This is a genomic window from Massilia sp. KIM (assembly GCF_002007115.1).
In the GTDB taxonomy this organism is placed as follows: domain Bacteria; phylum Pseudomonadota; class Gammaproteobacteria; order Burkholderiales; family Burkholderiaceae_D; genus Telluria.
The window spans coordinates 2,556,678-2,576,038 of record NZ_MVAD01000001.1 but is presented as its reverse complement, the minus strand read 5'-3'; the positions used below and the strand labels follow the sequence as shown (position 1 = coordinate 2,576,038).

Here is a 19,361-nt window from a genome sequence, read left to right as displayed (position 1 = left end):
GGCTGCGGAAGCATTTCAGTGGAAACACGGCGGAGGAAACACGGCAGCGAAAACGCCAGCGAAAACACGCCAGCGGCGCCGCGCGAACGAAAAAAAACCCCGCCGCAGCGGGGTTGTTCGCTGGCGCGGGGATTACTTGTTGACGGTACGGGTACCGACGACTTCGATCTCCACGCGGCGGTTCTTGGCGCGGCCGGCGGCGGTCTTGTTGTCCGCTTCAGGCTGCTTCTCGCCCTTGCCTTCGGTGTAGATGCGGTTTTCTTCCACGCCCTTGCCCTTCAGGTAGGACTTGACGGCTTCGGCGCGGCGGATCGACAGCTTCTGGTTGTAGGCGTCGGTGCCGATCGAGTCGGTGTGGCCCACGGCGATGATGACTTCCAGGTTCATGTCGCCCAGTTTCGCCACCAGCTCGTCCAGCGAGGCCTTGCCGGCCGGCTTCAGGACGGCCTTGTCGAAGTCGAAGAAGGCGTCAGCCGAGTAGCTCACCTTTTCCGAAGTCGGCACCGGGGCGGCGGCCACCGGGGCAGGGGCTTCGGCGACCGGGGCAGCCGGCGGCGGGGGCGGCGGCGGAGCGACGCACTTGCCGTTCTCGAGCTTCTCCGGCTCCACGCACAGCGGCGCGTCGCAGCCCGGCACGGCATCGGCCGGGGTCCAGTAACCGGTGCGCCAGCACAGGCCGAAAGGATTGCGGGCGATCACGCCGCGGCTGTCCTGGACGTAGGCGCTGTACGGAGTACGGGCCTTGATGTCCGTGGTCAGCGGCGCATACGGCGGCGCGCTCTGGGCGAACGCGTTACCTGCCATCGCGGCCGACGCTGCGAGCATGAGGGTGGCCAGTTTATTCATATTGTTCTTCCTTTCGGTAAATTCTTAGCGAAACAGACAAAGCGCTATGGTGTCAGAATAATAACACAGGGCCGTGACTGTCGGTTTCGTATTGTGAAACAAGCAATTAACTTCCTAGCCATTTTGCCATATGCACCAAAATCGCACGACTGCACCGAAATCAAACATCAAGCATTCTTTTCTTGACGTTGTTTCGCCGCAACATTTTGGCAAGAGGACTAGATCGGCCTCGACAATACTGGAAGTTTGCGGCGGGTCGCCGCCTTCAAAAAACGCGATGGCTGAGGGCCCCCAGGAATTGCGCAGCTGCTATGCCTCGCATGGTAGAATCGCCCGTTGCAACTTATAACCACAGCTGAAAAGCAGCCGACCCGCCCAATGGATCAATTCGCAAAAGAAACAGTCCCCATTTCCCTCGAAGAAGAGATGCGCAAGAGCTACCTCGATTACGCCATGAGCGTGATCGTGGGCCGTGCTCTGCCGGACGTGCGCGACGGCCTGAAGCCGGTGCACCGCCGCGTGCTGTACGCCATGCACGAGATGAACAACGTGTGGAATCGTCCTTACCTCAAGTGCGCGCGCGTGGTCGGCGACACCATGGGTAAGTACCACCCGCACGGCGACGCGTCGATCTATGACACCCTGGTGCGTATGGCGCAGGACTTCTCGCTGCGCTACACCCTGGTGGACGGGCAGGGTAACTTCGGCTCGATCGACGGCGACAGCGCCGCGGCCATGCGTTACACCGAGTGCCGCCTGGACCGCATCGCCGGCGAGATCCTGGCCGACATCGACAAGGACACCGTCGACTTCCAGCCGAACTACGACGGCAAGGAAAAAGAACCGACGGTCCTGCCGACCCGCATTCCCAACCTCTTGATCAATGGTTCCTCGGGCATCGCGGTCGGCATGGCCACCAACATCCCGCCGCACAACCTGTCGGAAGTGGTCAACGGCGCGCTGCACGTGCTGCGCAACCCGGACTGCACCATCGACGAGCTGATCGAACTGATCCCGGCGCCGGACTTCCCGACCGCCGGCATCATCTATGGCGTCTCGGGCGTGCGCGACGGCTATCGCACCGGCCGCGGCCGCGTGGTGATGCGCGCCAAGACCCACTTCGAGGAATACGGCAAGGATGGCGGCCGCACCGCGATCATCATCGACGAGCTGCCCTACCAGGTGAACAAGAAGTCGCTGCTCGAGCGGATTGCCGAGAACGTGCGCGACAAGAAGCTGGAAGGCATCTCGGACATCCGCGACGAGTCCGACAAGTCGGGCATGCGCGTGGTCATCGAGCTCAAGCGCGGTGAAGTGCCGGAAGTGGTGCTGAACAACCTGTACAAGCAGACCCAGCTGCAAGACACCTTCGGCATGAACATGGTGGCCCTGGTCAACGGCCAGCCCAAGCTGCTGAACCTGAAGCAGATGCTGGAGTGCTTCCTCTCGCACCGCCGCGAGGTCGTCACCCGCCGCACCGTGTTCGAGCTGCGCAAGGCGCGCGACCGCGGCCACATGCTGGAAGGCCTGGCCGTGGCCCTGGCCAACATCGACGACTTCATCGCGATCATCAAGGCCGCGCCGACCCCGCCGATCGCCAAGACCGAGCTGATGGCGCGCGCCTGGGATTCTTCCCTGGTGCGCAACATGCTGACCCGCAGCGAGCTGGGCGAGTCCGGCGGCATCGAAGCCTTCCGTCCCGAGCACCTGCCCAAGCACTACGGCATGCAGCCGGACGGCCTGTACAAGCTGTCGGACGACCAGGCCCAGGAAATCCTGCAGATGCGCCTGCAGCGCCTGACCGGCCTGGAGCAGGACAAGATCGTCAACGAGTACAAGGAAGTGATGGACCACATCGCCGACCTGCTCGACATCCTGGCCAAGCCCGAGCGCGTCACCACCATCATCTCGGACGAGATGACGGCGGTGAAGAGCGAGTACACCGACAACGGCAAGGACACCCGCCGTTCGACCATCGAGCACAACGCCAGCGACCTCGAGACCGAAGACCTGATCACCCCGCAGGACATGGTGGTCACGCTCTCGCACTCGGGCTACATGAAGGCCCAGCCGATCTCCGAGTACCGCGCCCAGAAGCGCGGCGGCCGCGGCAAGCAGGCGGCGGCGACCAAGGACGAGGACTGGATCGACCAGCTCTTCATCGCCAACACCCACGACTACATCCTGTGCTTCAGCAACCGCGGCCGGATGTACTGGCTGAAGGTGTGGGAAGTGCCGCAGGGCTCGCGCAACTCGCGCGGCAAGCCGATCGTGAACATGTTCCCGCTGCAGGACGGCGAGAAGATCACCGTGGTGCTGCCGCTGTCGGGCGAGAACCGGACCTTCCCGGAAGACCACTACGTGTTCATGGCGACCTCGCTGGGCACGGTCAAGAAGACCCCGCTGAAGGACTTCAGCAACCCGCGCAAGGCCGGCATCATCGCGGTCGACCTCGACGAGGGCGACGTGCTGGTGGGCGCCGCCCTGACCGACGGCAAGCACGACGTGATGCTGTTCTCGGACGGCGGCAAGGCGGTGCGCTTCGACGAGAACGACGTGCGTCCGATGGGCCGCACCGCGCGCGGCGTGCGCGGCATGAACCTGGAAGAGGGCCAGCAGGTCATCGCCCTGCTGGTGGCCGAGAACGAGCAGCAGTCGGTGCTCACGGCCACCGAGAACGGCTTCGGCAAGCGTACTCCGATCACCGAGTACACCCGCCACGGCCGCGGCACCAAGGGCATGATCGCGATCCAGACCAGCGAGCGTAACGGCAAGGTGGTGGCGGCGACCCTGGTCGACGCGACCGACGAGATCATGCTGATCACCACCGGCGGCGTCCTGATCCGCACCCGCGTGGCCGAGATCCGCGAGATGGGCCGCGCCACCCAGGGCGTGACCCTGATCGCGGTCGAGGACGGCACCAAGCTGTCCGGCCTGCAGCGCATCGTCGAGACCGATCTCGAGGAGCCCGAGCTGGAGCCGGCGCCGGAGTAATCCGCCGCCGCCTGCGAGGCTGCCCGACGGCGGTCTCGCCCCGCGCCCGGCCCGGCCAGCCGGGCGCGTAGAATGATGTCGATGGGCTTGCCGGCCCGCTTGGAAAGCCAATGAAAAAATTCTTCGTCGCCCTCGCCACCGCCGCCACCCTGGCCGGCCTGCCATCCTTCGCCGTCGCCGCCCCCGACGCCCAGACCACCGCCGCCGTCAAGGCGATGCTGGACGCCATGGAGATCAAGAAGGTGATGGCCGCTTCCTTCGTCCAGATGGAGCAGCAGATTCCCGTCATGATGCGCGCCCAGGTGATGGCGGCGATCGAGGCCGACACCAGCCTGAGCCCGGAAAAGCGCAAGGAAGCGATCGCCAGGGTCGACCAGATGGTGCCGCGCGCGGCCGAGGCGGTCGGCCGCCTGTTCCGCGATCCGAGCCTGCTGGACGAGATGGTGAACGAAATGGTGCCGCTCTACGCCAACCACTTCACGACCGCCGAGATCAAGGAACTGACCGCCTTCTACCGCTCCCCGCTGGGCCGCAAGATGCTGGCCAACATGCCCAAGCTGTCGGCCGAAAGCATGGCCCTCGGCCAGCGCGTGGTCGCGCCGCGCCTGAACGGCATGATGCAGGACGTCATGAAGAGCCTGCAGAACCCCTGACCGGCAAGAAAGGACCGCATGACCCGGATATTCAATTTCTCGGCCGGCCCGGCCGTCCTCCCCAAGGAAGTGCTGCAGCAGGCCGCCGACGAGATGCTCGACTGGCACGGCAGCGGCATGTCGGTGATGGAGATGAGCCATCGCGGTCCGGAATTCATCTCGATCTACCGCCAGGCCGAGGCCGACCTGCGCGAGCTGCTGGCGGTCCCGCCCAACTACAAGATCCTGTTCATGCAGGGCGGGGGACTGGGCCAGAACGCCATCATTCCGCTCAACCTGGCGGGCTGCTGCGCCCAGCCGGCCATCATCGACTTCGTCCACACCGGTTCCTGGTCGGGCAAGTCGATCAAGGAAGCGAAGCGCTACGCCCAGGTCAACGTCGCCGCCTCCAGCGAGGCGAGCGGCTTCACCGGGGTCCCGCCCCAGGAAAGCTGGCAGCTCAGCCCGGGCGCGGCCTACCTGCACATCTGCACCAACGAGACCATCGACGGCGTCGAGTACAACTTCGTGCCCGAGATCGATCCGCGCATTCCGATCGTGGCCGACATGTCCTCGCACATCCTGTCGCGGCAAATCGACGTGTCGAAGTACGGGGTGATCTTCGCCGGGGCCCAGAAGAACATCGGCCCGGCCGGACTGACCCTGGTGATCGTGCGCGACGACCTGCTGAACGACGCGCTGCCGATCTGCCCCTCGGCCTTCCACTGGAAGACGGTGGCCGAGAACGAATCCATGTTCAACACGCCGCCGACCTATGCGATCTACATCGCCGGCCTGGTGTTCGCCCACCTCAAGCGCGAGGGCGGGGTGGCGGCCATGGAACAGCGTAATATCGAAAAAGCGCGGCTGCTGTACGCCGCGCTGGACGCCGACGACTTCTACCAGAACCGGGTGGCGCCCGCATTCCGTTCGCGCATGAACGTACCCTTCTACCTGCGCGACGAATCCCTGAACGAACAATTCCTGGCCGGCGCGAAGGCGCGCGGGCTGCTGCAACTGAAGGGCCACAAGTCCGTCGGCGGCATGCGCGCATCGATCTACAACGCGATGCCGATCGAGGGCGTGCAGGCCCTCGTCGATTACTTGAACGAGTTCGCGGGGCGCTGAGGCCCCGGCCGGGCGCGCGGGCCGCGAAGCCCGGCGCGCCAGAGGATGCGGCGCCGCGGCGCGCCGCCGAACCACCTCGACTGATTGCATTACGACGATGACAGACAAACTCACACCCCTGCGCGAACAGATCGACGCCATCGACGCGCAAATCCTGGATCTCCTCTCGCGCCGCGGCAAGATCGCGCAGGAAGTCGGCCACGTGAAGGCCGAGACCAACGCCCCCGTGTTCCGCCCCGAGCGCGAAGCGCAAGTGCTGCGCGGCGTGGCCGAGCGCAACCCCGGTCCGCTCAAGGACCGCGATGTCCAGACCATCTTCCGCGAGATCATGTCCTCCTGCCGCGCGCTGGAAAAGCGCGTCACGGTCGCCTATCTCGGCCCCAGCGGCACCTTCAGCGAGCAGGCCGTGTTCCAGCAGTTCGGCAGCGCCATCGAGACCCTGCCTTGCGTGTCGATCGACGAGGTGTTCCGCGCCACCGAGGCCGGCACCGCCGACTTCGGCGTGGTCCCGGTCGAGAACTCGTCCGAGGGCGCGATCAACCGCACCCTCGACTTGCTCCTGGCCACCACCACCATCATCAGCGGCGAGATCTCGATCCCGGTCCACCACAGCCTGATGAGCAGCTCGGGTTCCATGGAGGGCGTGAAGACCGTGTGCGCCCACTCCCAGGCCCTGGCACAGTGCCAGGTCTGGCTCAACCAGCACTACCCCGAGCTGGAGCGCCGCGCCGTGGCTTCCAACGCCGAAGCCGCCGTACTGGCCAGCAAGGACCCGACGGTGGCGGCGATCGCCAGCGAGATGGCGGGCGAGCAGTACAAGCTGGGCGTGGTCCAGGCCCACATCCAGGACGACCCGCACAACCGCACCCGCTTCGTGGTGATCGGCCAGCTCCAGACCGGGCCGTCCGGACGCGACCGCACCGCGCTGGTGCTGGCGGTGCCGAACAAGGCGGGCGCCGTCTACAACCTGCTGGCGCCGCTGGCCAAGCACGGCGTGTCGATGACCCGCTTCGAATCGCGCCCGGCGCGCATCGGCACCTGGGAGTACTACTTCTACGTCGACATCGAGGGCCACGTGCACGACGCCGCCGTCAAGCGCGCCCTCGAGGAGCTGCAGCACAACGCCGCCTTCTTCAAGGTGCTCGGCTCCTACCCGCAAAGCCTTTAAACACTACCCATCGAGAGACACCATGTCGCAATTCGGACCAGACTACGTTCGCGCCATCGCGCCTTACCAGGCCGGCAAACCCATCGCGGAAGTCGCCCGCGAGTTCGGCCTCGACGAAGCCAACATCGTCAAGCTGGCCTCGAACGAAAACCCGTTCGGCCTGCCGGAATCGAGCCGCCAGGCGATGGCGGCCGCCGCCGCCGAGCTGGGGCGCTACCCGGACGCCAACGGCTTCGAGCTCAAGGCCGCGCTGTCGGAGCGCTACGACGTGCCGGCCGACTGGATCACCCTCGGCAACGGCAGCAACGACATCCTGGAGATCGCGGCCCACGCCTTCGTGCAGAAGGGCGAGGCCGTGGTCTACGCCCAGTACTCGTTCGCGGTCTACGCGCTCGCCACCCAGGGCGTGGGCGGGCGCGCCATCGTGGTGCCGGCCAAGGACTTCGGCCATGACCTCGACGCCATGGCGGCCGCCATCGACGCCGACACCCGCCTGGTCTACGTCGCCAATCCGAACAACCCGACCGGCACCTTCATCCCGGCGCCGCAAGTGGAAGCCTTCCTGCAGAAGGTCCCGGCCAGGGTGGTCGTGGTGCTGGACGAGGCCTACAACGAATACCTGGCCCCGGAACACCAGTTCGAGTCGAGCCAGTGGGTGCGCAAGTATCCAAATCTGATCGTCTCGCGCACCTTCTCCAAGGCCTACGGCCTGGCCGGCCTGCGCGTGGGCTACGCCATCGCCCAGCCGGCGCTGACCGACCTGATGAACCGCATCCGCCAGCCCTTCAACGTCAACTCGCTGGCCCAGGCGGCCGCGGTGGCGGCCCTGAACGACAAGGACTTCCTGGAGCAGGGCGCGCGCAACAACGCCGAGGGCTACCAGCAGCTGACCGCCGCCTTCGACGAACTCGGCCTGCGGTACGTGCCGTCCTTCGGCAACTTCGTGCTGGTGAAGGTGGGCGAGGACGAGGGCGCCGGCGCGCGCGTCAACCTGGCCCTGCTCAAGCAGGGCGTGATCGTGCGCCCGGTCGGCAACTACGGCCTGCCGCAGTGGCTGCGCGTCTCGATCGGCCTGCCGCAGGAGAACGCGACCTTCATCGACGCGCTCAAGCGGGCGCTCGGCTGAATGTTCGGCAAGGTCGTCATCGTCGGCGTCGGCCTGATCGGCGGTTCCTTCGCCCTCGGGCTGAAGGCGGCCGGCATGGCGCGCCGCATCGTCGGGGTGGGGCGCGAGCCGCAGCCGATGGCGCGCGCGCTGGAGCTCGGCCTCATCGACCAGGTCGCGGACTCCTACGCGGACGCGCTGGCGGGCGCCGAGCTGGTGCTGCTGGCTGCGCCGGTGGCGCAAACGCCGGCCATCCTGGCGGCCATGCTGCCGCACCTGGAGCCGGGCACGGTCGTCACCGACGCCGGCAGCACCAAGTGCGACGTGGTCGCCAACGCGCGCGCGGTGCTGGGCGAGCGCATCGCCCAGTTCGTGCCCGGCCACCCGATCGCCGGCAGCGAATCCAACGGTCCGGACGCGGCCACCCTCGGCCTGTTCCGCAACAAGAAGGTCGTGCTCACCCCGCTGCCGGAGAACCTCGTGGCGGCGGTCGAGCAGGTGGCGCAAGCCTGGCGCGCCTGCGGGGCGGTCATCCATCGCCTGAGCCCCGAAGACCACGACCGCGTGTTCGCCGCCGTCAGCCACCTGCCGCACCTGCTGGCCTACGCCCTGGTCGACGACATCGCCGGCAAGCCCCACGCCGGCCTGCTGTTCCAGTACGCCGCCAGCGGCTTTCGCGACTTCACCCGCATCGCCGGTTCCTCGCCCGAAATGTGGCGCGACATCAGCCTGGCCAACCGCGCCGCGCTGCTCACCGAGCTCGATGCATATCTGGCACAATTGAACACAGTGCGCGCGCATCTCGCCGCGTCCGACGGCCCCGCGCTGGAAGCCGTCTACGCCAATGCCCAGCGCGCCCGGCGCGCGTGGATCGAGGCCATCGAAGCCAACGAGCCCCCGCCGCCGCCCAACCAGGAAACAGAATGACGCAGCAAAAACACTACCCCCAGCACATCGACCTGGAGCCCGTCCTGCATGCCCAGGGCTCGGTGCGCCTGCCGGGTTCCAAGAGCATCTCGAACCGCACCCTGCTGCTGGCCGCGCTGTCCGAAGGCGCGACCACCATCCACGACCTGCTGGCCTCGGACGATACCATGGTGATGCTGGGCGCGCTGCGTTCGCTCGGCATCCGCTGGGACGAAGTCGACGAGCGCACCGTGGTGGTGCACGGCATGGGCGGCGTGCTGCCGAACCATGAGGCCGACCTGTTCATGGGCAATGCGGGCACCGCGATCCGCCCCCTGACCGCGGCCCTGGCCGTGATCGGCGGCGACTACACCCTGCACGGCGTGTCGCGCATGCACGAGCGCCCGATCGGCGACCTGGTCGACGCCCTCAACGCCGTCGGCGCCCAGATCGAGTACACCGGCGAGCAGGGCTTCCCGCCGCTGCGCATCCGCCGCGGCCACATCCACGCCGACCGCATCGCGGTGCGCGGCAACGTGTCGAGCCAGTTCCTGACCGCGCTGCTGATGGCTGCGCCGCTGATGGCGAAGACCCATGCGGTGACGATCGACGTGGTGGGCGAGCTGATTTCCAAGCCCTATATCGAGATCACCCTGAACCTGATGCGCCGCTTCGGCGTGGCGGTCGAGCAGAACGGCTGGGCTTCCTTCACCGTGCACCCGGGCCAGCGCTACCAGAGCCCGGGCACCATCCACGTCGAGGGCGACGCCTCCTCGGCTTCCTACTTCCTGGCGGCCGGCGCCATCGCCGGCGGCCCGGTGCGGGTCGAGGGCGTGGGCGAGCACAGCATCCAGGGCGACGTGCGCTTCGCCGACGCGCTCGAGCGCATGGGTGCCATCGTGACCCGCGGCGACAACTGGATCGAGGCGCGCTCGAACGGCGTGCTGAAGGCCATCGACGCCGACTTCAACAACATCCCGGACGCCGCCATGACCATCGCCGTGGCCGCGCTCTACGCCGACGGCCCCTCGACCCTGCGCAACATCGCCAGCTGGCGGGTGAAGGAGACCGACCGCCTGGCGGCCATGGCCACCGAATTGCGCAAGGTCGGCGCCAAGGTGGAGGAGGGGCCGGACTACATCCGCATCACGCCGCCGGAACAGCTCAAGCCGGCCACCATCGACACCTACGACGACCACCGCATGGCCATGTGCTTCTCGCTCGCCTCGCTCGACGGCAAGGCGCGGCGCGGCAACGCCATGCGCATCAACGATCCGAAATGCGTCGCCAAGACCTTCCCGGATTACTTCGAGGCCTTCGCCGGCATCGCCCGCAACGAACTGTTCTGACCATGTCCCATTCCAACGTACCTGTGATTACCATCGACGGCCCGACCGCCTCCGGCAAGGGCACGGTGGCGGCCAGGGTGGCCGAACGGCTCAGCTTCCACCTGCTCGATTCCGGCGCCCTGTACCGCCTGACGGCGCTGCAGGCGATGCGCCGCGGCGTCGAGCTCAGGGACGAGCACGGCATCGCCAAGCTGGCCGAGCACCTGCAGGTGCGCTTCACCGGCCACGACATCTTCATCGGCAGCGAGAACGTGGCCCACGCCATCCGCGCCGAGGAAGTTGGCAACATGGCATCGAAGATCGCCGCCTTGCCGGCCGTGCGCCAGGCCTTGTTCGCCCTGCAACTGGGCTTTCGCGAGGCGCCCGGCCTGGTGGCCGACGGGCGCGACATGGGCACGGTGATCTTTCCGACCGCCAAGCTAAAAGTGTTCCTTACCGCAAGTGTGGAAGCACGTGCGGAACGCCGATATAAGCAATTGATTGACAAAGGGTTTTCTGCTAATATGGACGATCTGCTGGCGGATTTGCAGGCGAGGGACGAGCGTGACACCAAGCGCGCCGTGGCTCCCCTGGTCCCGGCGGCGGATGCGCATATCCTCGACACCTCGCACATGAGCGCACAGGATGCGATCGAGCAGGTGCTCGCGTGGTATGCGGAAGTGAAAGAATAAGAATTGTTTGACGTTTTGATTGCATGAGCTTCCTTGGCAATGCCGGAAGTCACGGCAATCAAAACGTCATTCCGGCGCAGGCCGGAATCCAAGTTCCCTTGCGTCACCCCTGGCTTGAGTTATCGCCGAGGCGCCGCATATGGACTTGGGTCCCGGCCTACGCCGGGACGACGGTCTCGCGGCCGTCGTCCTTTGGTGCCTGCCCCGGCAATCCAGCCGGAGCAGGTGTTGTCTCAACCTGACCCAGTTCAGTCCGCAATTCCGTCGGCCTGCTGGCTAACTTGAAATTTCTTTTATGTCTACTGCAACCACCCAAGCAACCGGTATGGAAAGCTTTGCCGCCCTCTTCGAGGAATCGCTGTCGCGCCAGGATATGCGTTCGGGCGAAGTCATTTCCGCTGAAGTCGTGCGTCTGGATCACAACTTCGTGATCGTCAACGCCGGCCTGAAATCGGAAGCTTTCATTCCTATCGACGAATTCAAGAATGACCAGGGCGAACTGGAAGTCAAGGTTGGCGACTTCGTGTCCGTGGCCATCGAATCGCTGGAAAACGGCTTCGGCGACACCATCCTGTCGCGCGACAAGGCCAAGCGCCTGGCATCGTGGCTGGCCCTGGAAAAAGCGATGGAATCGGGTGAAATCGTCACCGGTACCGTCAATGGCAAGGTGAAGGGCGGCCTGACCGTCCTGACCAACGGCATCCGCGCATTCCTGCCGGGTTCGCTGGTCGACACCCGTCCGGTCAAGGACACCACCCCGTTCGAAGGCAAGACCCTCGAATTCAAGGTCATCAAGCTGGACCGTAAGCGCAACAACGTGGTGCTGTCGCGCCGCGCCGTGATCGAAGCCTCGATGGGCGAAGAGCGCGCCAAGCTGATGGAAACCCTGAAGGAAGGCACCGTCGTCACCGGCGTCGTCAAGAACATCACCGACTACGGTGCGTTCGTCGACCTGGGCGGCATCGACGGCCTGCTGCACATCACCGACCTGGCATGGCGTCGCGTGCGTCACCCGTCGGAAGTGCTGTCGGTTGGCCAGGAAATCACCGCCAAGGTCCTCAAGTACGATCAGGAAAAGAACCGCGTCTCGCTGGGCGTCAAGCAACTGGGCGACGATCCGTGGACCGGTCTGTCGCGTCGCTACCCGCCGGGCACCCGCCTGTTCGGCAAGGTCACCAACCTGACCGACTACGGCGCGTTCGTCGAAGTCGAGCAGGGCATCGAAGGCCTGGTGCACGTCTCGGAAATGGACTGGACCAACAAGAACGTGGCTCCGAACAAGGTTGTCCAGCTGGGCGACGAAGTCGAAGTCATGGTCCTGGAAATCGACGAAGAGCGTCGTCGCATCTCGCTGGGCATGAAGCAGTGCAAACCGAATCCGTGGGACGAATTCGGCATGACCCACAAGAAGGGCGACAAGGTCAAGGGCTCGATCAAGTCGATCACCGACTTCGGCGTGTTCATCGGCCTGCCGGGCAACATCGACGGCCTGGTGCACCTGTCGGACCTGTCCTGGACCGAAGCCGGCGAAGAAGCCGTGCGCAAGTTCAAGAAGGGCGACGAGCTGGAAGCCGTGGTCCTGGCGATCGACGTCGAGCGCGAGCGTGTCTCGCTGGGCGTCAAGCAGCTGGAAGGCGACCCGTTCAACACCTTCGCTTCGCTGAACGACAAGGGCACCCTGGTCACCGGCACCGTGAAGTCGGTTGAGCCGAAAGGCGCCGTCATCGCGCTGAACGAAGAAGTCGAAGGCTACCTGCGCGCTTCGGAAATCTCGCGTGACCGCGTGGAAGACGCCGGCACCCACCTGAAGGTGGGCGACAAGGTCGAAGCCCTGGTCATCAACATCGATCGCAAGGCTCGCAGCATCCAGCTGTCGATCAAGGCGAAAGACAGCGCCGACACCCAGGAAGCCATGCAGAAGCTGGCAGCCGACAGCAGCGCCGCATCGGGCACCACCAGCCTGGGCGCACTGCTGAAAGCCAAGTTCGACAACAAGAACTAATCCAGGGCTGATCCGTAAGGAGCGCACAGATGACCAAGTCCGAGCTGATCAATCGCCTGGCTGAGCGGTATTCGCAGCTGGTGGCGAAGGATGCGGAGTTCGCGGTCAAGACCATCCTCGATGCGATGACCAACGCCCTGGCGAGCGGCCAGCGCATCGAGATCCGTGGTTTCGGCAGCTTCGCGCTGAACAGCCGGCCCCCGCGCATCGGACGCAATCCGAAGTCCGGCGACAAGGTGATGGTGCCCGAAAAGCGGGTGCCCCACTTCAAGCCGGGCAAGCAGTTGCGCGAGCGGGTGGACGCGATGGTCGGGCAGCCGATCATCGAAGACTAGTCGTCTGCCAGCGAGCAGGCAGAAACGGCGTCCGCGAGGATGCCGTTTTTTTTTGTTCCTTTCCTTGCGTGGGATGAGGTGCAAGGAGAGGGCGGCTGTGTGCGACGGACTTGGGTTCCGGCCTTCGCCGGAACGACGGTCTTTGAGCTACTGGTGAAAGCGAACAACGTCGTTCCGGCGAAGGCCGGAACCCAAGTTCGGCGAGTACCCGCAAACGCCAGCTTTCACCTATGAAGGGGCACCCCAAACCCCGTTTTGAAATATCATGCCGGATATGCGACACTTCGCCTTTGAGCAACTCACCCCCGGGACCCCTTGATGAGATTCGTCTCGACCATCGCCGGCATCATCCTGTTCATCCTGTTCTTCGGCTTCGCCCTCAAGAACACCCAGGAAGTCGACCTGCACTTCTTCCTCGACTACGAATTGCGCGGCCCCCTGGTGCTGATGCTGCTGGCCTTCTTCGTGGCCGGCGCCGCCCTGGGCATCCTGGCGCTGACGCCGACCGTGTTCCGCCAGCGCCGCCAGAGCTCCCAGCACAAGACCACCATCCAGGCCCTGCAGAGCGCCGCCGGCACCGGCAATGCGCCGCCGCAGCCCGACAGCGTCAAGCCGGCCCCCTGAGGCCCCACCCAACACAATAAGAACGTATGGAATTCGAACTCTGGATGCTGCTTGGCATCCCATTCTTCTTCGGCCTGGGCTGGCTCGCCGCCCGCGTCGACATCAACGAACTGGTCTCCGAATCGCGCTCCCTGCCGCGCGGCTACTTCAAGGGCCTCAACCACCTGCTCAACGAGCAGCCTGACAAGGCCATCGACGCCTTCATCGAGATCGTCAAGCTCGACCCCGAATCGGCCGACATGCACTTCGCCCTCGGCAACCTGTTCCGCCGCCGCGGCGAGACCGAGCGCGCCATCCGCGTCCACCAGAACCTGCTGGCGCGCCCGGACCTGCCCTCCGAGCAGAAGGCCCAGGCGCGCTACGAGCTGGGCATGGACTACCTGAAGGCCGGCCTGCTCGACCGCGCCGAGGAAAGCTTCAACCTGCTGGTCGACACCACCTACGCCGTGCAGGCGCGCCGCGCCCTGCTCGAGATCTACCAGCGCGAGAAGGAGTGGAAGCGCGCCATCGAGGTCGCGGTCGGCTTGCAGGAATCGGGCGCCGGCGCGCGCCAGAAGGAGATCGCCCAGTTCTACTGCGAGCTGGCCCAGGACGCCTTGGTGCACCTGCAGCCGAGCGACGCCATGGCGCTGCTGGACAAGGCCCTGCAGGCCGACCGCAGCAGCGTGCGCGCCACCATCCTGTGCGGCGACGCCCAGCTGGCCGAGGGCGACGTCGAAGGCGCGCTCAAGACCTGGCGCCGCGTCGAGCACCAGAGCGTGCCGCACACGGCCCTGGTGGCCCAGCGCCTGATGGACGGCTACCGCAAGGTCGGCCGTCCGCAGGAAGGCGTGAGCCTGCTGCGCTCCTACCTGCAGGAGGCGTCCTCGGTCGACCTGATCGAAGTCCTGTTCAAGGCCGTGATCGAACTCGATGGCGTGGAAGCGGCCAAGCAGCTGGTGGTCGAGGAACTGCGCCGCAATCCGACCCTGCTGGGCCTGGACAAGCTGCTGGAAGCGCGCCTGATGGACGCCCCGGCCCACGTGTGGGAAGAGCTGTCGATGGTCAAGAACCTGGTGCAGCGCTATACCCAGAAGCTGGCGCGCTACCAGTGCAGCCATTGCGGCTTCAAGGCGCGCCAGTTCTACTGGCAGTGCCCGGGCTGCAGCCGCTGGGAGACCTATCCGCCGCGCCGCACCGAAGAACTGAACGTGATGAACTGAGGCGTCCGCGCCTGAACCGCCCATGAACGATCCGATCCCGAGCCGCCTGCTGGCGGCAGACAGCTTCCGCCTCCAGGCGGCCCCGCAACTTTCCGCCGTGCGCCTGCTGGTGGTGGGCGACGTGATGCTCGACCGCTACTGGTTCGGCGATGTCTCGCGCATCTCGCCGGAAGCCCCGGTGCCGGTGGTGCGCATCGAACGCCGCGAGGAGCGCCTGGGCGGCGCCGCCAACGTGGCGCGCAACGCCGCCGCCCTGGGCACCCACACGGGCCTGCTGGGCGTGGTGGGCACCGACGAAGCCGGCGACCAGGTCGAGAACCTGCTGGGCGGCGCCGGCATCCACAGCTACCTCAAGCGCGACGAGGCCATCTCCACCATCGTCAAGCTGCGCGTCATCGGCCGCCAGCAGCAGATGGTGCGCATCGACTTCGAGGACGCGCCCACCGAGACCGTCCTGCGCGACAAGCTCACCCAGTTCAAGGCCCTGCTGCCGGACTACGACGTGGTGATCCTGTCCGACTACAACAAGGGCGCGCTGGTGAACGTGGCCGAGATGGTCAAGGCGGCGCGCGCGGCCGGCAAGATCGTGCTGGTCGACCCCAAGGGCGACGACTTCACGCCCTATACCGGGGCCTCGATCCTCACCCCCAACCGCTCCGAGCTGCAGCGCGTGGTGGGCGGCTGGAAGACCGAGGAGCAGCTCACGGAAAAGGCCCAGCGCCTGCGCGAGGAGCTCGGACTGGAAGCGCTGCTGCTGACCCGCTCGGAAGAGGGCATGAGCCTGTACAGCGCCAGCGAGGTGCTGCACGTGCACGCCGAGGCGCGCGAGGTGTTCGACGTCTCGGGCGCGGGCGACACCGTGATCGCCACCCTGGCGGCGATGCTGGGCGCGGGCGCGCCGCTGGCCGAGGCCCTGGCCACCGCCAACCGCGCCGGCGGCATCGTGGTGGGCAAGCTGGGCACCGCGACGGTCACCCGCGAGGAACTGTTCCCGAGCGCGCCTGCGGCTTGATCTTGATCAAACCTGGACCGTCAACGACAGGCGGGCCGGACCGTTAGGGCAGGGTCGGGCGGCGCCGCCGTCCGGCTTAACCTACGGAGACGCTACATGATCAAGAAACTGCTGCTCGCCATCGCCACCCTGGCCGCCTCGGCCAGCTTCGCCTTCGCCCAGGTCGAGGTCAACAAGGCCGACGCCGCCGCGCTCGACGGCGTGAAGGGCGTCGGGCCGAGCATGTCCAAGGCCATCCTGGACGAGCGCGCCAAGGGCGAGTTCAAGGACTGGGCCGATTTGCAGAAGCGGGTGAAGGGGCTGGGCGACAAGAAAGCCCTCAAGTTGACCGAGGCCGGGCTGGTGGTGAACGGCAAGGGCAAGGAGGGCGCGTCGGCCAAGCCGGCGGAGAAGGCGTCCAAGACCACGGCCAAGGCCAAGCCGGAGGAGGGCAAGGCGGCGATGTGAGGGCCTGGTACTCAACGTCGATTGAACGATACAACCCGCGGCTTGCCGCGGGTTTTTTATTGTCTCGTGCGTGTCGCTCACGCCACCAGCGGCCAGCTCCATCAGCACGTCGTCCCGGCGAAGGCCGGGACCCAAGTTCGCATGCGACCCAGCTGCGTTTCAGCTTGGTGGCAGCGGAACGAACTTGGGTCCCGGCCTTCGCCGGGACGACGTTTGGAGGCAGGTGGCCGGGTGAGCTGCCAGCGGCAGCGCCGGAGCCACGCCATGCACTTTACAGTCTGTATTGACTGACACTATCCCCCGCCCATGAGAAGATGTGAGCGCCTGCCTCAACCACGATTAGAAAGGTACTCATGCCTCACGTCCGTCTCTCCAGCGCCCTGCTGACCGCCCTGCTGGCCAGCGCCGGCGCCGCCAGCGCGGCCCAGGCCGCGCAAGCCGCCCCGGCCCAGGCCGCGCAAGCCGCCCCGGCCCAGGCCACGCAAGCCGCCCCGGCCAAGGCCGCGCAAGCCGCCCCGGCCCAGACCACGCAAGCCGCCCCGGCCAAGGCCGCGCAAGCCGCCCCGGCCCAGACCACGCAAGCCACCCCGGCCCAGCCGGACATCAAGCGCGAACAGGCCCAGATCAAGAAGATCGTCGCCGAGATTTCCCCCAAGCGTATCGAATCCCACATCCGCAAGCTGGTGAGCTTCGGCACCCGCCACACCATGTCGGAAACCGAATCCGAGACCCGCGGCATCGGTGCCGCGCGCCGCTGGATCAAGGCCGAGCTGGAACGCTGCGGCGCCGGGACCCCGCTGCAGGTCGCCTTCGACAGCCACGTGGCCCCGGTCTCGGCGCGCATCTCGCGCCCGACCGAGATCGTCAACGTGGTCGCCACCCTGCCGGGCGCCCAGGAAGCCGCGAAGGACCGCGTCTACGTGGTCAGCGGCCACTACGATTCGCGCGTCAGCGACGTGATGAACTACACCGCCGACGCCCCCGGTGCCAACGACGACGCCTCCGGCACCGCCGCCGCCATGGAACTGGCCTGCGTGATGGCCAAGTACAAGTTCGACGCCACCATCGTCTTCATGGCCGTGGCCGCCGAGGAGCAGGGCCTGATCGGCGCCCGCCACTGGGCCGAACAGGCGCGCAAGAACAACGTGAACGTGGCCGGCATGTTCACCAACGACATCATCGGCAGCTCGCGCGCCGACGACGGCAAGGTCGACAACAAGCAGGTGCGCCTGTTCGCCCAGAGCATCCCGGCCACCAAGGAGATGAGCGACGCGGTGCGCCAGCTGGTGGCCACCGGCGGCGAAAACGATTCGCTCTCGCGCCAGCTCGCGCGCCACACCAAGGAACAGGGCGAGCGCTACGTGAAGGGCTTCAAGGTCTCGGTGATCCAGCGCCACGACCGCTACCTGCGCGGCGGCGACCACATGCCCTTCCTGGAGCAGGGCTATGCCGCGCTGCGCTTCACCGAGCCGGCCGAGGACTTCGACCACCAGCACCAGGACCTGCGCACCGAGAACGGCAAGGTGTACGGCGACCTGATCGAGTACGTCGACTTCGACTACACCGCCAAGGTGGCCAAGGTGAACGCGGCGGCCCTGGCCTCGCTTGCCCTGGCCCCGGCCGCGCCGCGCGAGGTCAAGCTGCGCACCGACAAGCTGACCAACGACTCGACCCTGGTCTGGCAGGCCAATGCCGAACCCGACCTGGCCGGCTACCGCATCGTCTGGCGCGAGACCACCGCCGCCAACTGGCAGGGCGCCAAGTGGGTCGGGAATGTCACCGAGGCGACGCTCGACCTGTCGAAGGACAATGTGTTCTTCGGCGTGCAGGCCGTCGACAAGGACGGCAATGTCAGCCCGGCGACCTATCCCATGCCGCTGCGTTGATCCGCGTCGCAAGGCTGATTGACAAGGCGCAGACGGGCCGACCGGTCCGTCTGCATACGCGGTCCTGCTTCCCGGTTTAGAATGGCGGATTAAATACCGCAACGAACTGAGAAAGCAATGGCTTACAAGACCATCGAAGACACCATCGGCAACACGCCGCTGGTGCGCCTGCAGCGCCTGCCGGGTGCGGACGCGGCGGCGCGCAACAACGTGATCCTCGGCAAGCTCGAGGGGAATAATCCGGCCGGTTCGGTCAAGGACCGGGCCGCGATGTCCATGCTGCGCGGCGCCGAAGAGCGCGGCCAGATCAAGCCGGGCGACACCCTGATCGAAGCGACCAGCGGCAACACCGGCATCGCCCTGGCCATGGCCGCCGCCATCAAGGGCTACAAGATGGTGCTGCTGATGCCGGACAACCTCTCGGTCGAACGGCGCCAGAGCATGGCCGCCTACGGCGCCCAGATCATCCTGACGCCCAAGTCGGGCGGCATGGAATACGCGCGCGACATGGCCGAGCAGATGCAGAAGGACGGCCAGGGCATCATCCTCGACCAGTTCGCCAACTTCGACAATCCGCGCGCCCACTACGAGACCACCGGTCCCGAGATCTGGCGCGATACCGAAGGCCGCATCACCCACTTCGTCAGCGCCATGGGCACCACCGGCACCATCATGGGGGTGTCGCGCTACCTGAAGGAACAGAACGAGGCGGTGCGCATCGTCGGCGCCCAGCCGGAAGAGGGCTCGTCGATCCCCGGCATCCGCAAGTGGCCGGAAGCCTACCTGCCCAAGATCTTCGAGAAGGCGCGCGTCGACCAGGTCGAGAACGTGAGCCAGGCCGCGGCCGAGCACATGGCGCGCCGGCTTGCGGCGGAAGAGGGCATCTTTTGCGGGATTTCGGCGGCGGGCGCCTGCGAGGTGGCGCTGCGTATTTCGCAGACGGTGGAGAATGCGACCATCGTGTTCGTGGTCTGCGACCGCGGCGACCGCTATCTGTCGACCGGAGTCTTCCCCGCCTGATCCATCCTGCAGGCCGTCGGGGTCCGGGACGGCC

Annotated in this window: 17 protein-coding genes; 16 read left to right on the top strand and 1 reads right to left on the bottom strand. The window is 66.2% G+C overall.

Annotated features, from left to right (window positions below):
* Positions 1-132: 132 nt before the first annotated feature.
* A complete protein-coding gene (ompA, locus tag B0920_RS11180) occupies positions 133-846 on the bottom strand; it encodes an outer membrane protein OmpA (protein WP_078032568.1) in 714 nt (237 codons plus the stop codon).
* A gap of 378 nt (positions 847-1,224) precedes the next feature.
* Between ompA and gyrA the strand changes: the two genes are divergently transcribed.
* The 16 genes from gyrA (at position 1,225) to cysM (ending at position 19,327) form a co-directional block, all read left to right on the top strand.
* Positions 1,225-3,840, top strand: coding sequence for a DNA gyrase subunit A (gene gyrA / locus B0920_RS11175; protein ID WP_078032567.1), 2,616 nt, complete (start codon positions 1,225-1,227; stop codon positions 3,838-3,840).
* Between the two features lie 110 nt (positions 3,841-3,950).
* Positions 3,951-4,493, top strand: coding sequence for a DUF2059 domain-containing protein (locus tag B0920_RS11170; RefSeq protein ID WP_078032566.1), 543 nt, complete (start codon positions 3,951-3,953; stop codon positions 4,491-4,493).
* 18 nt (positions 4,494-4,511) lie between these two features.
* The gene (gene serC, locus B0920_RS11165; protein WP_078032565.1) at positions 4,512-5,600 is read left to right on the top strand and encodes a 3-phosphoserine/phosphohydroxythreonine transaminase; all 1,089 of its coding nucleotides are present in this window, start codon (positions 4,512-4,514) and stop codon (positions 5,598-5,600) included.
* Between the two features lie 97 nt (positions 5,601-5,697).
* Positions 5,698-6,768: a prephenate dehydratase gene (pheA, locus tag B0920_RS11160; protein ID WP_078032564.1), complete on the top strand. Its 1,071-nt coding sequence runs from the start codon at positions 5,698-5,700 to the stop codon at positions 6,766-6,768.
* Between the two features lie 22 nt (positions 6,769-6,790).
* On the top strand, positions 6,791-7,894 hold the full coding sequence (gene hisC / locus B0920_RS11155) for a histidinol-phosphate transaminase (RefSeq protein ID WP_078032563.1): 1,104 nt from the start codon (positions 6,791-6,793) through the stop codon (positions 7,892-7,894).
* The gene (locus B0920_RS11150; RefSeq protein ID WP_078032562.1) at positions 7,895-8,800 is read left to right on the top strand and encodes a prephenate dehydrogenase/arogenate dehydrogenase family protein; all 906 of its coding nucleotides are present in this window, start codon (positions 7,895-7,897) and stop codon (positions 8,798-8,800) included.
* Entirely contained in the window at positions 8,797-10,128 is a 1,332-nt protein-coding gene (gene aroA, locus B0920_RS11145; RefSeq protein ID WP_078032561.1) for a 3-phosphoshikimate 1-carboxyvinyltransferase, read from the top strand. Before B0920_RS11150 ends, aroA begins: the two co-directional genes overlap by 4 nt.
* Before the next feature lie 2 nt (positions 10,129-10,130).
* On the top strand, positions 10,131-10,799 hold the full coding sequence (gene cmk / locus B0920_RS11140; protein WP_078032560.1) for a (d)CMP kinase: 669 nt from the start codon (positions 10,131-10,133) through the stop codon (positions 10,797-10,799).
* Positions 10,800-11,094: 295 nt separating this feature from the next.
* Positions 11,095-12,801 (top strand): 30S ribosomal protein S1, encoded by a 1,707-nt coding sequence (rpsA, locus tag B0920_RS11135; RefSeq protein WP_267873365.1) that lies wholly within the window; start codon positions 11,095-11,097, stop codon positions 12,799-12,801.
* A 29-nt stretch (positions 12,802-12,830) separates the two neighbouring features.
* Positions 12,831-13,136, top strand: a complete 306-nt coding sequence (locus B0920_RS11130; protein ID WP_036237327.1) for an integration host factor subunit beta — start codon at positions 12,831-12,833, stop codon at positions 13,134-13,136.
* Positions 13,137-13,454: 318 nt separating this feature from the next.
* Positions 13,455-13,760 (top strand): lipopolysaccharide assembly LapA domain-containing protein, encoded by a 306-nt coding sequence (locus B0920_RS11125; protein ID WP_078032558.1) that lies wholly within the window; start codon positions 13,455-13,457, stop codon positions 13,758-13,760.
* Between the two features lie 26 nt (positions 13,761-13,786).
* Positions 13,787-14,962: a lipopolysaccharide assembly protein LapB gene (lapB, locus tag B0920_RS11120; RefSeq protein ID WP_078032557.1), complete on the top strand. Its 1,176-nt coding sequence runs from the start codon at positions 13,787-13,789 to the stop codon at positions 14,960-14,962.
* 22 nt (positions 14,963-14,984) lie between these two features.
* Positions 14,985-15,974, top strand: a complete 990-nt coding sequence (gene rfaE1, locus B0920_RS11115) for a D-glycero-beta-D-manno-heptose-7-phosphate kinase (protein ID WP_078032556.1) — start codon at positions 14,985-14,987, stop codon at positions 15,972-15,974.
* A gap of 96 nt (positions 15,975-16,070) precedes the next feature.
* Positions 16,071-16,421, top strand: a complete 351-nt coding sequence (locus tag B0920_RS11110; protein WP_078032555.1) for a helix-hairpin-helix domain-containing protein — start codon at positions 16,071-16,073, stop codon at positions 16,419-16,421.
* Positions 16,422-16,774: 353 nt separating this feature from the next.
* On the top strand, positions 16,775-18,307 hold the full coding sequence (locus B0920_RS11105; protein ID WP_229455363.1) for a M20/M25/M40 family metallo-hydrolase: 1,533 nt from the start codon (positions 16,775-16,777) through the stop codon (positions 18,305-18,307).
* Positions 18,308-18,424: 117 nt separating this feature from the next.
* Positions 18,425-19,327, top strand: a complete 903-nt coding sequence (gene cysM / locus B0920_RS11100; protein WP_078032554.1) for a cysteine synthase CysM — start codon at positions 18,425-18,427, stop codon at positions 19,325-19,327.
* The last annotated feature ends 34 nt before the right edge of the window (positions 19,328-19,361 follow it).

What these genes read in the sequence shown, in the direction of transcription:
- ompA (WP_078032568.1), bottom strand. Translation starts at nt 846, where the DNA reads ATGAATAAACTGGCCACCCTCATGCTCGCAGCGTCGGCCGCGATGGCA.
- gyrA (WP_078032567.1), top strand. Translation starts at nt 1,225, where the DNA reads ATGGATCAATTCGCAAAAGAAACAGTCCCCATTTCCCTCGAAGAAGAG.
- B0920_RS11170 (WP_078032566.1), top strand. Translation starts at nt 3,951, where the DNA reads ATGAAAAAATTCTTCGTCGCCCTCGCCACCGCCGCCACCCTGGCCGGC.
- serC (WP_078032565.1), top strand. Translation starts at nt 4,512, where the DNA reads ATGACCCGGATATTCAATTTCTCGGCCGGCCCGGCCGTCCTCCCCAAG.
- pheA (WP_078032564.1), top strand. Translation starts at nt 5,698, where the DNA reads ATGACAGACAAACTCACACCCCTGCGCGAACAGATCGACGCCATCGAC.
- hisC (WP_078032563.1), top strand. Translation starts at nt 6,791, where the DNA reads ATGTCGCAATTCGGACCAGACTACGTTCGCGCCATCGCGCCTTACCAG.
- B0920_RS11150 (WP_078032562.1), top strand. Translation starts at nt 7,895, where the DNA reads ATGTTCGGCAAGGTCGTCATCGTCGGCGTCGGCCTGATCGGCGGTTCC.
- aroA (WP_078032561.1), top strand. Translation starts at nt 8,797, where the DNA reads ATGACGCAGCAAAAACACTACCCCCAGCACATCGACCTGGAGCCCGTC.
- cmk (WP_078032560.1), top strand. Translation starts at nt 10,131, where the DNA reads ATGTCCCATTCCAACGTACCTGTGATTACCATCGACGGCCCGACCGCC.
- rpsA (WP_267873365.1), top strand. Translation starts at nt 11,095, where the DNA reads ATGTCTACTGCAACCACCCAAGCAACCGGTATGGAAAGCTTTGCCGCC.
- B0920_RS11130 (WP_036237327.1), top strand. Translation starts at nt 12,831, where the DNA reads ATGACCAAGTCCGAGCTGATCAATCGCCTGGCTGAGCGGTATTCGCAG.
- B0920_RS11125 (WP_078032558.1), top strand. Translation starts at nt 13,455, where the DNA reads ATGAGATTCGTCTCGACCATCGCCGGCATCATCCTGTTCATCCTGTTC.
- lapB (WP_078032557.1), top strand. Translation starts at nt 13,787, where the DNA reads ATGGAATTCGAACTCTGGATGCTGCTTGGCATCCCATTCTTCTTCGGC.
- rfaE1 (WP_078032556.1), top strand. Translation starts at nt 14,985, where the DNA reads ATGAACGATCCGATCCCGAGCCGCCTGCTGGCGGCAGACAGCTTCCGC.
- B0920_RS11110 (WP_078032555.1), top strand. Translation starts at nt 16,071, where the DNA reads ATGATCAAGAAACTGCTGCTCGCCATCGCCACCCTGGCCGCCTCGGCC.
- B0920_RS11105 (WP_229455363.1), top strand. Translation starts at nt 16,775, where the DNA reads ATGCCTCACGTCCGTCTCTCCAGCGCCCTGCTGACCGCCCTGCTGGCC.
- cysM (WP_078032554.1), top strand. Translation starts at nt 18,425, where the DNA reads ATGGCTTACAAGACCATCGAAGACACCATCGGCAACACGCCGCTGGTG.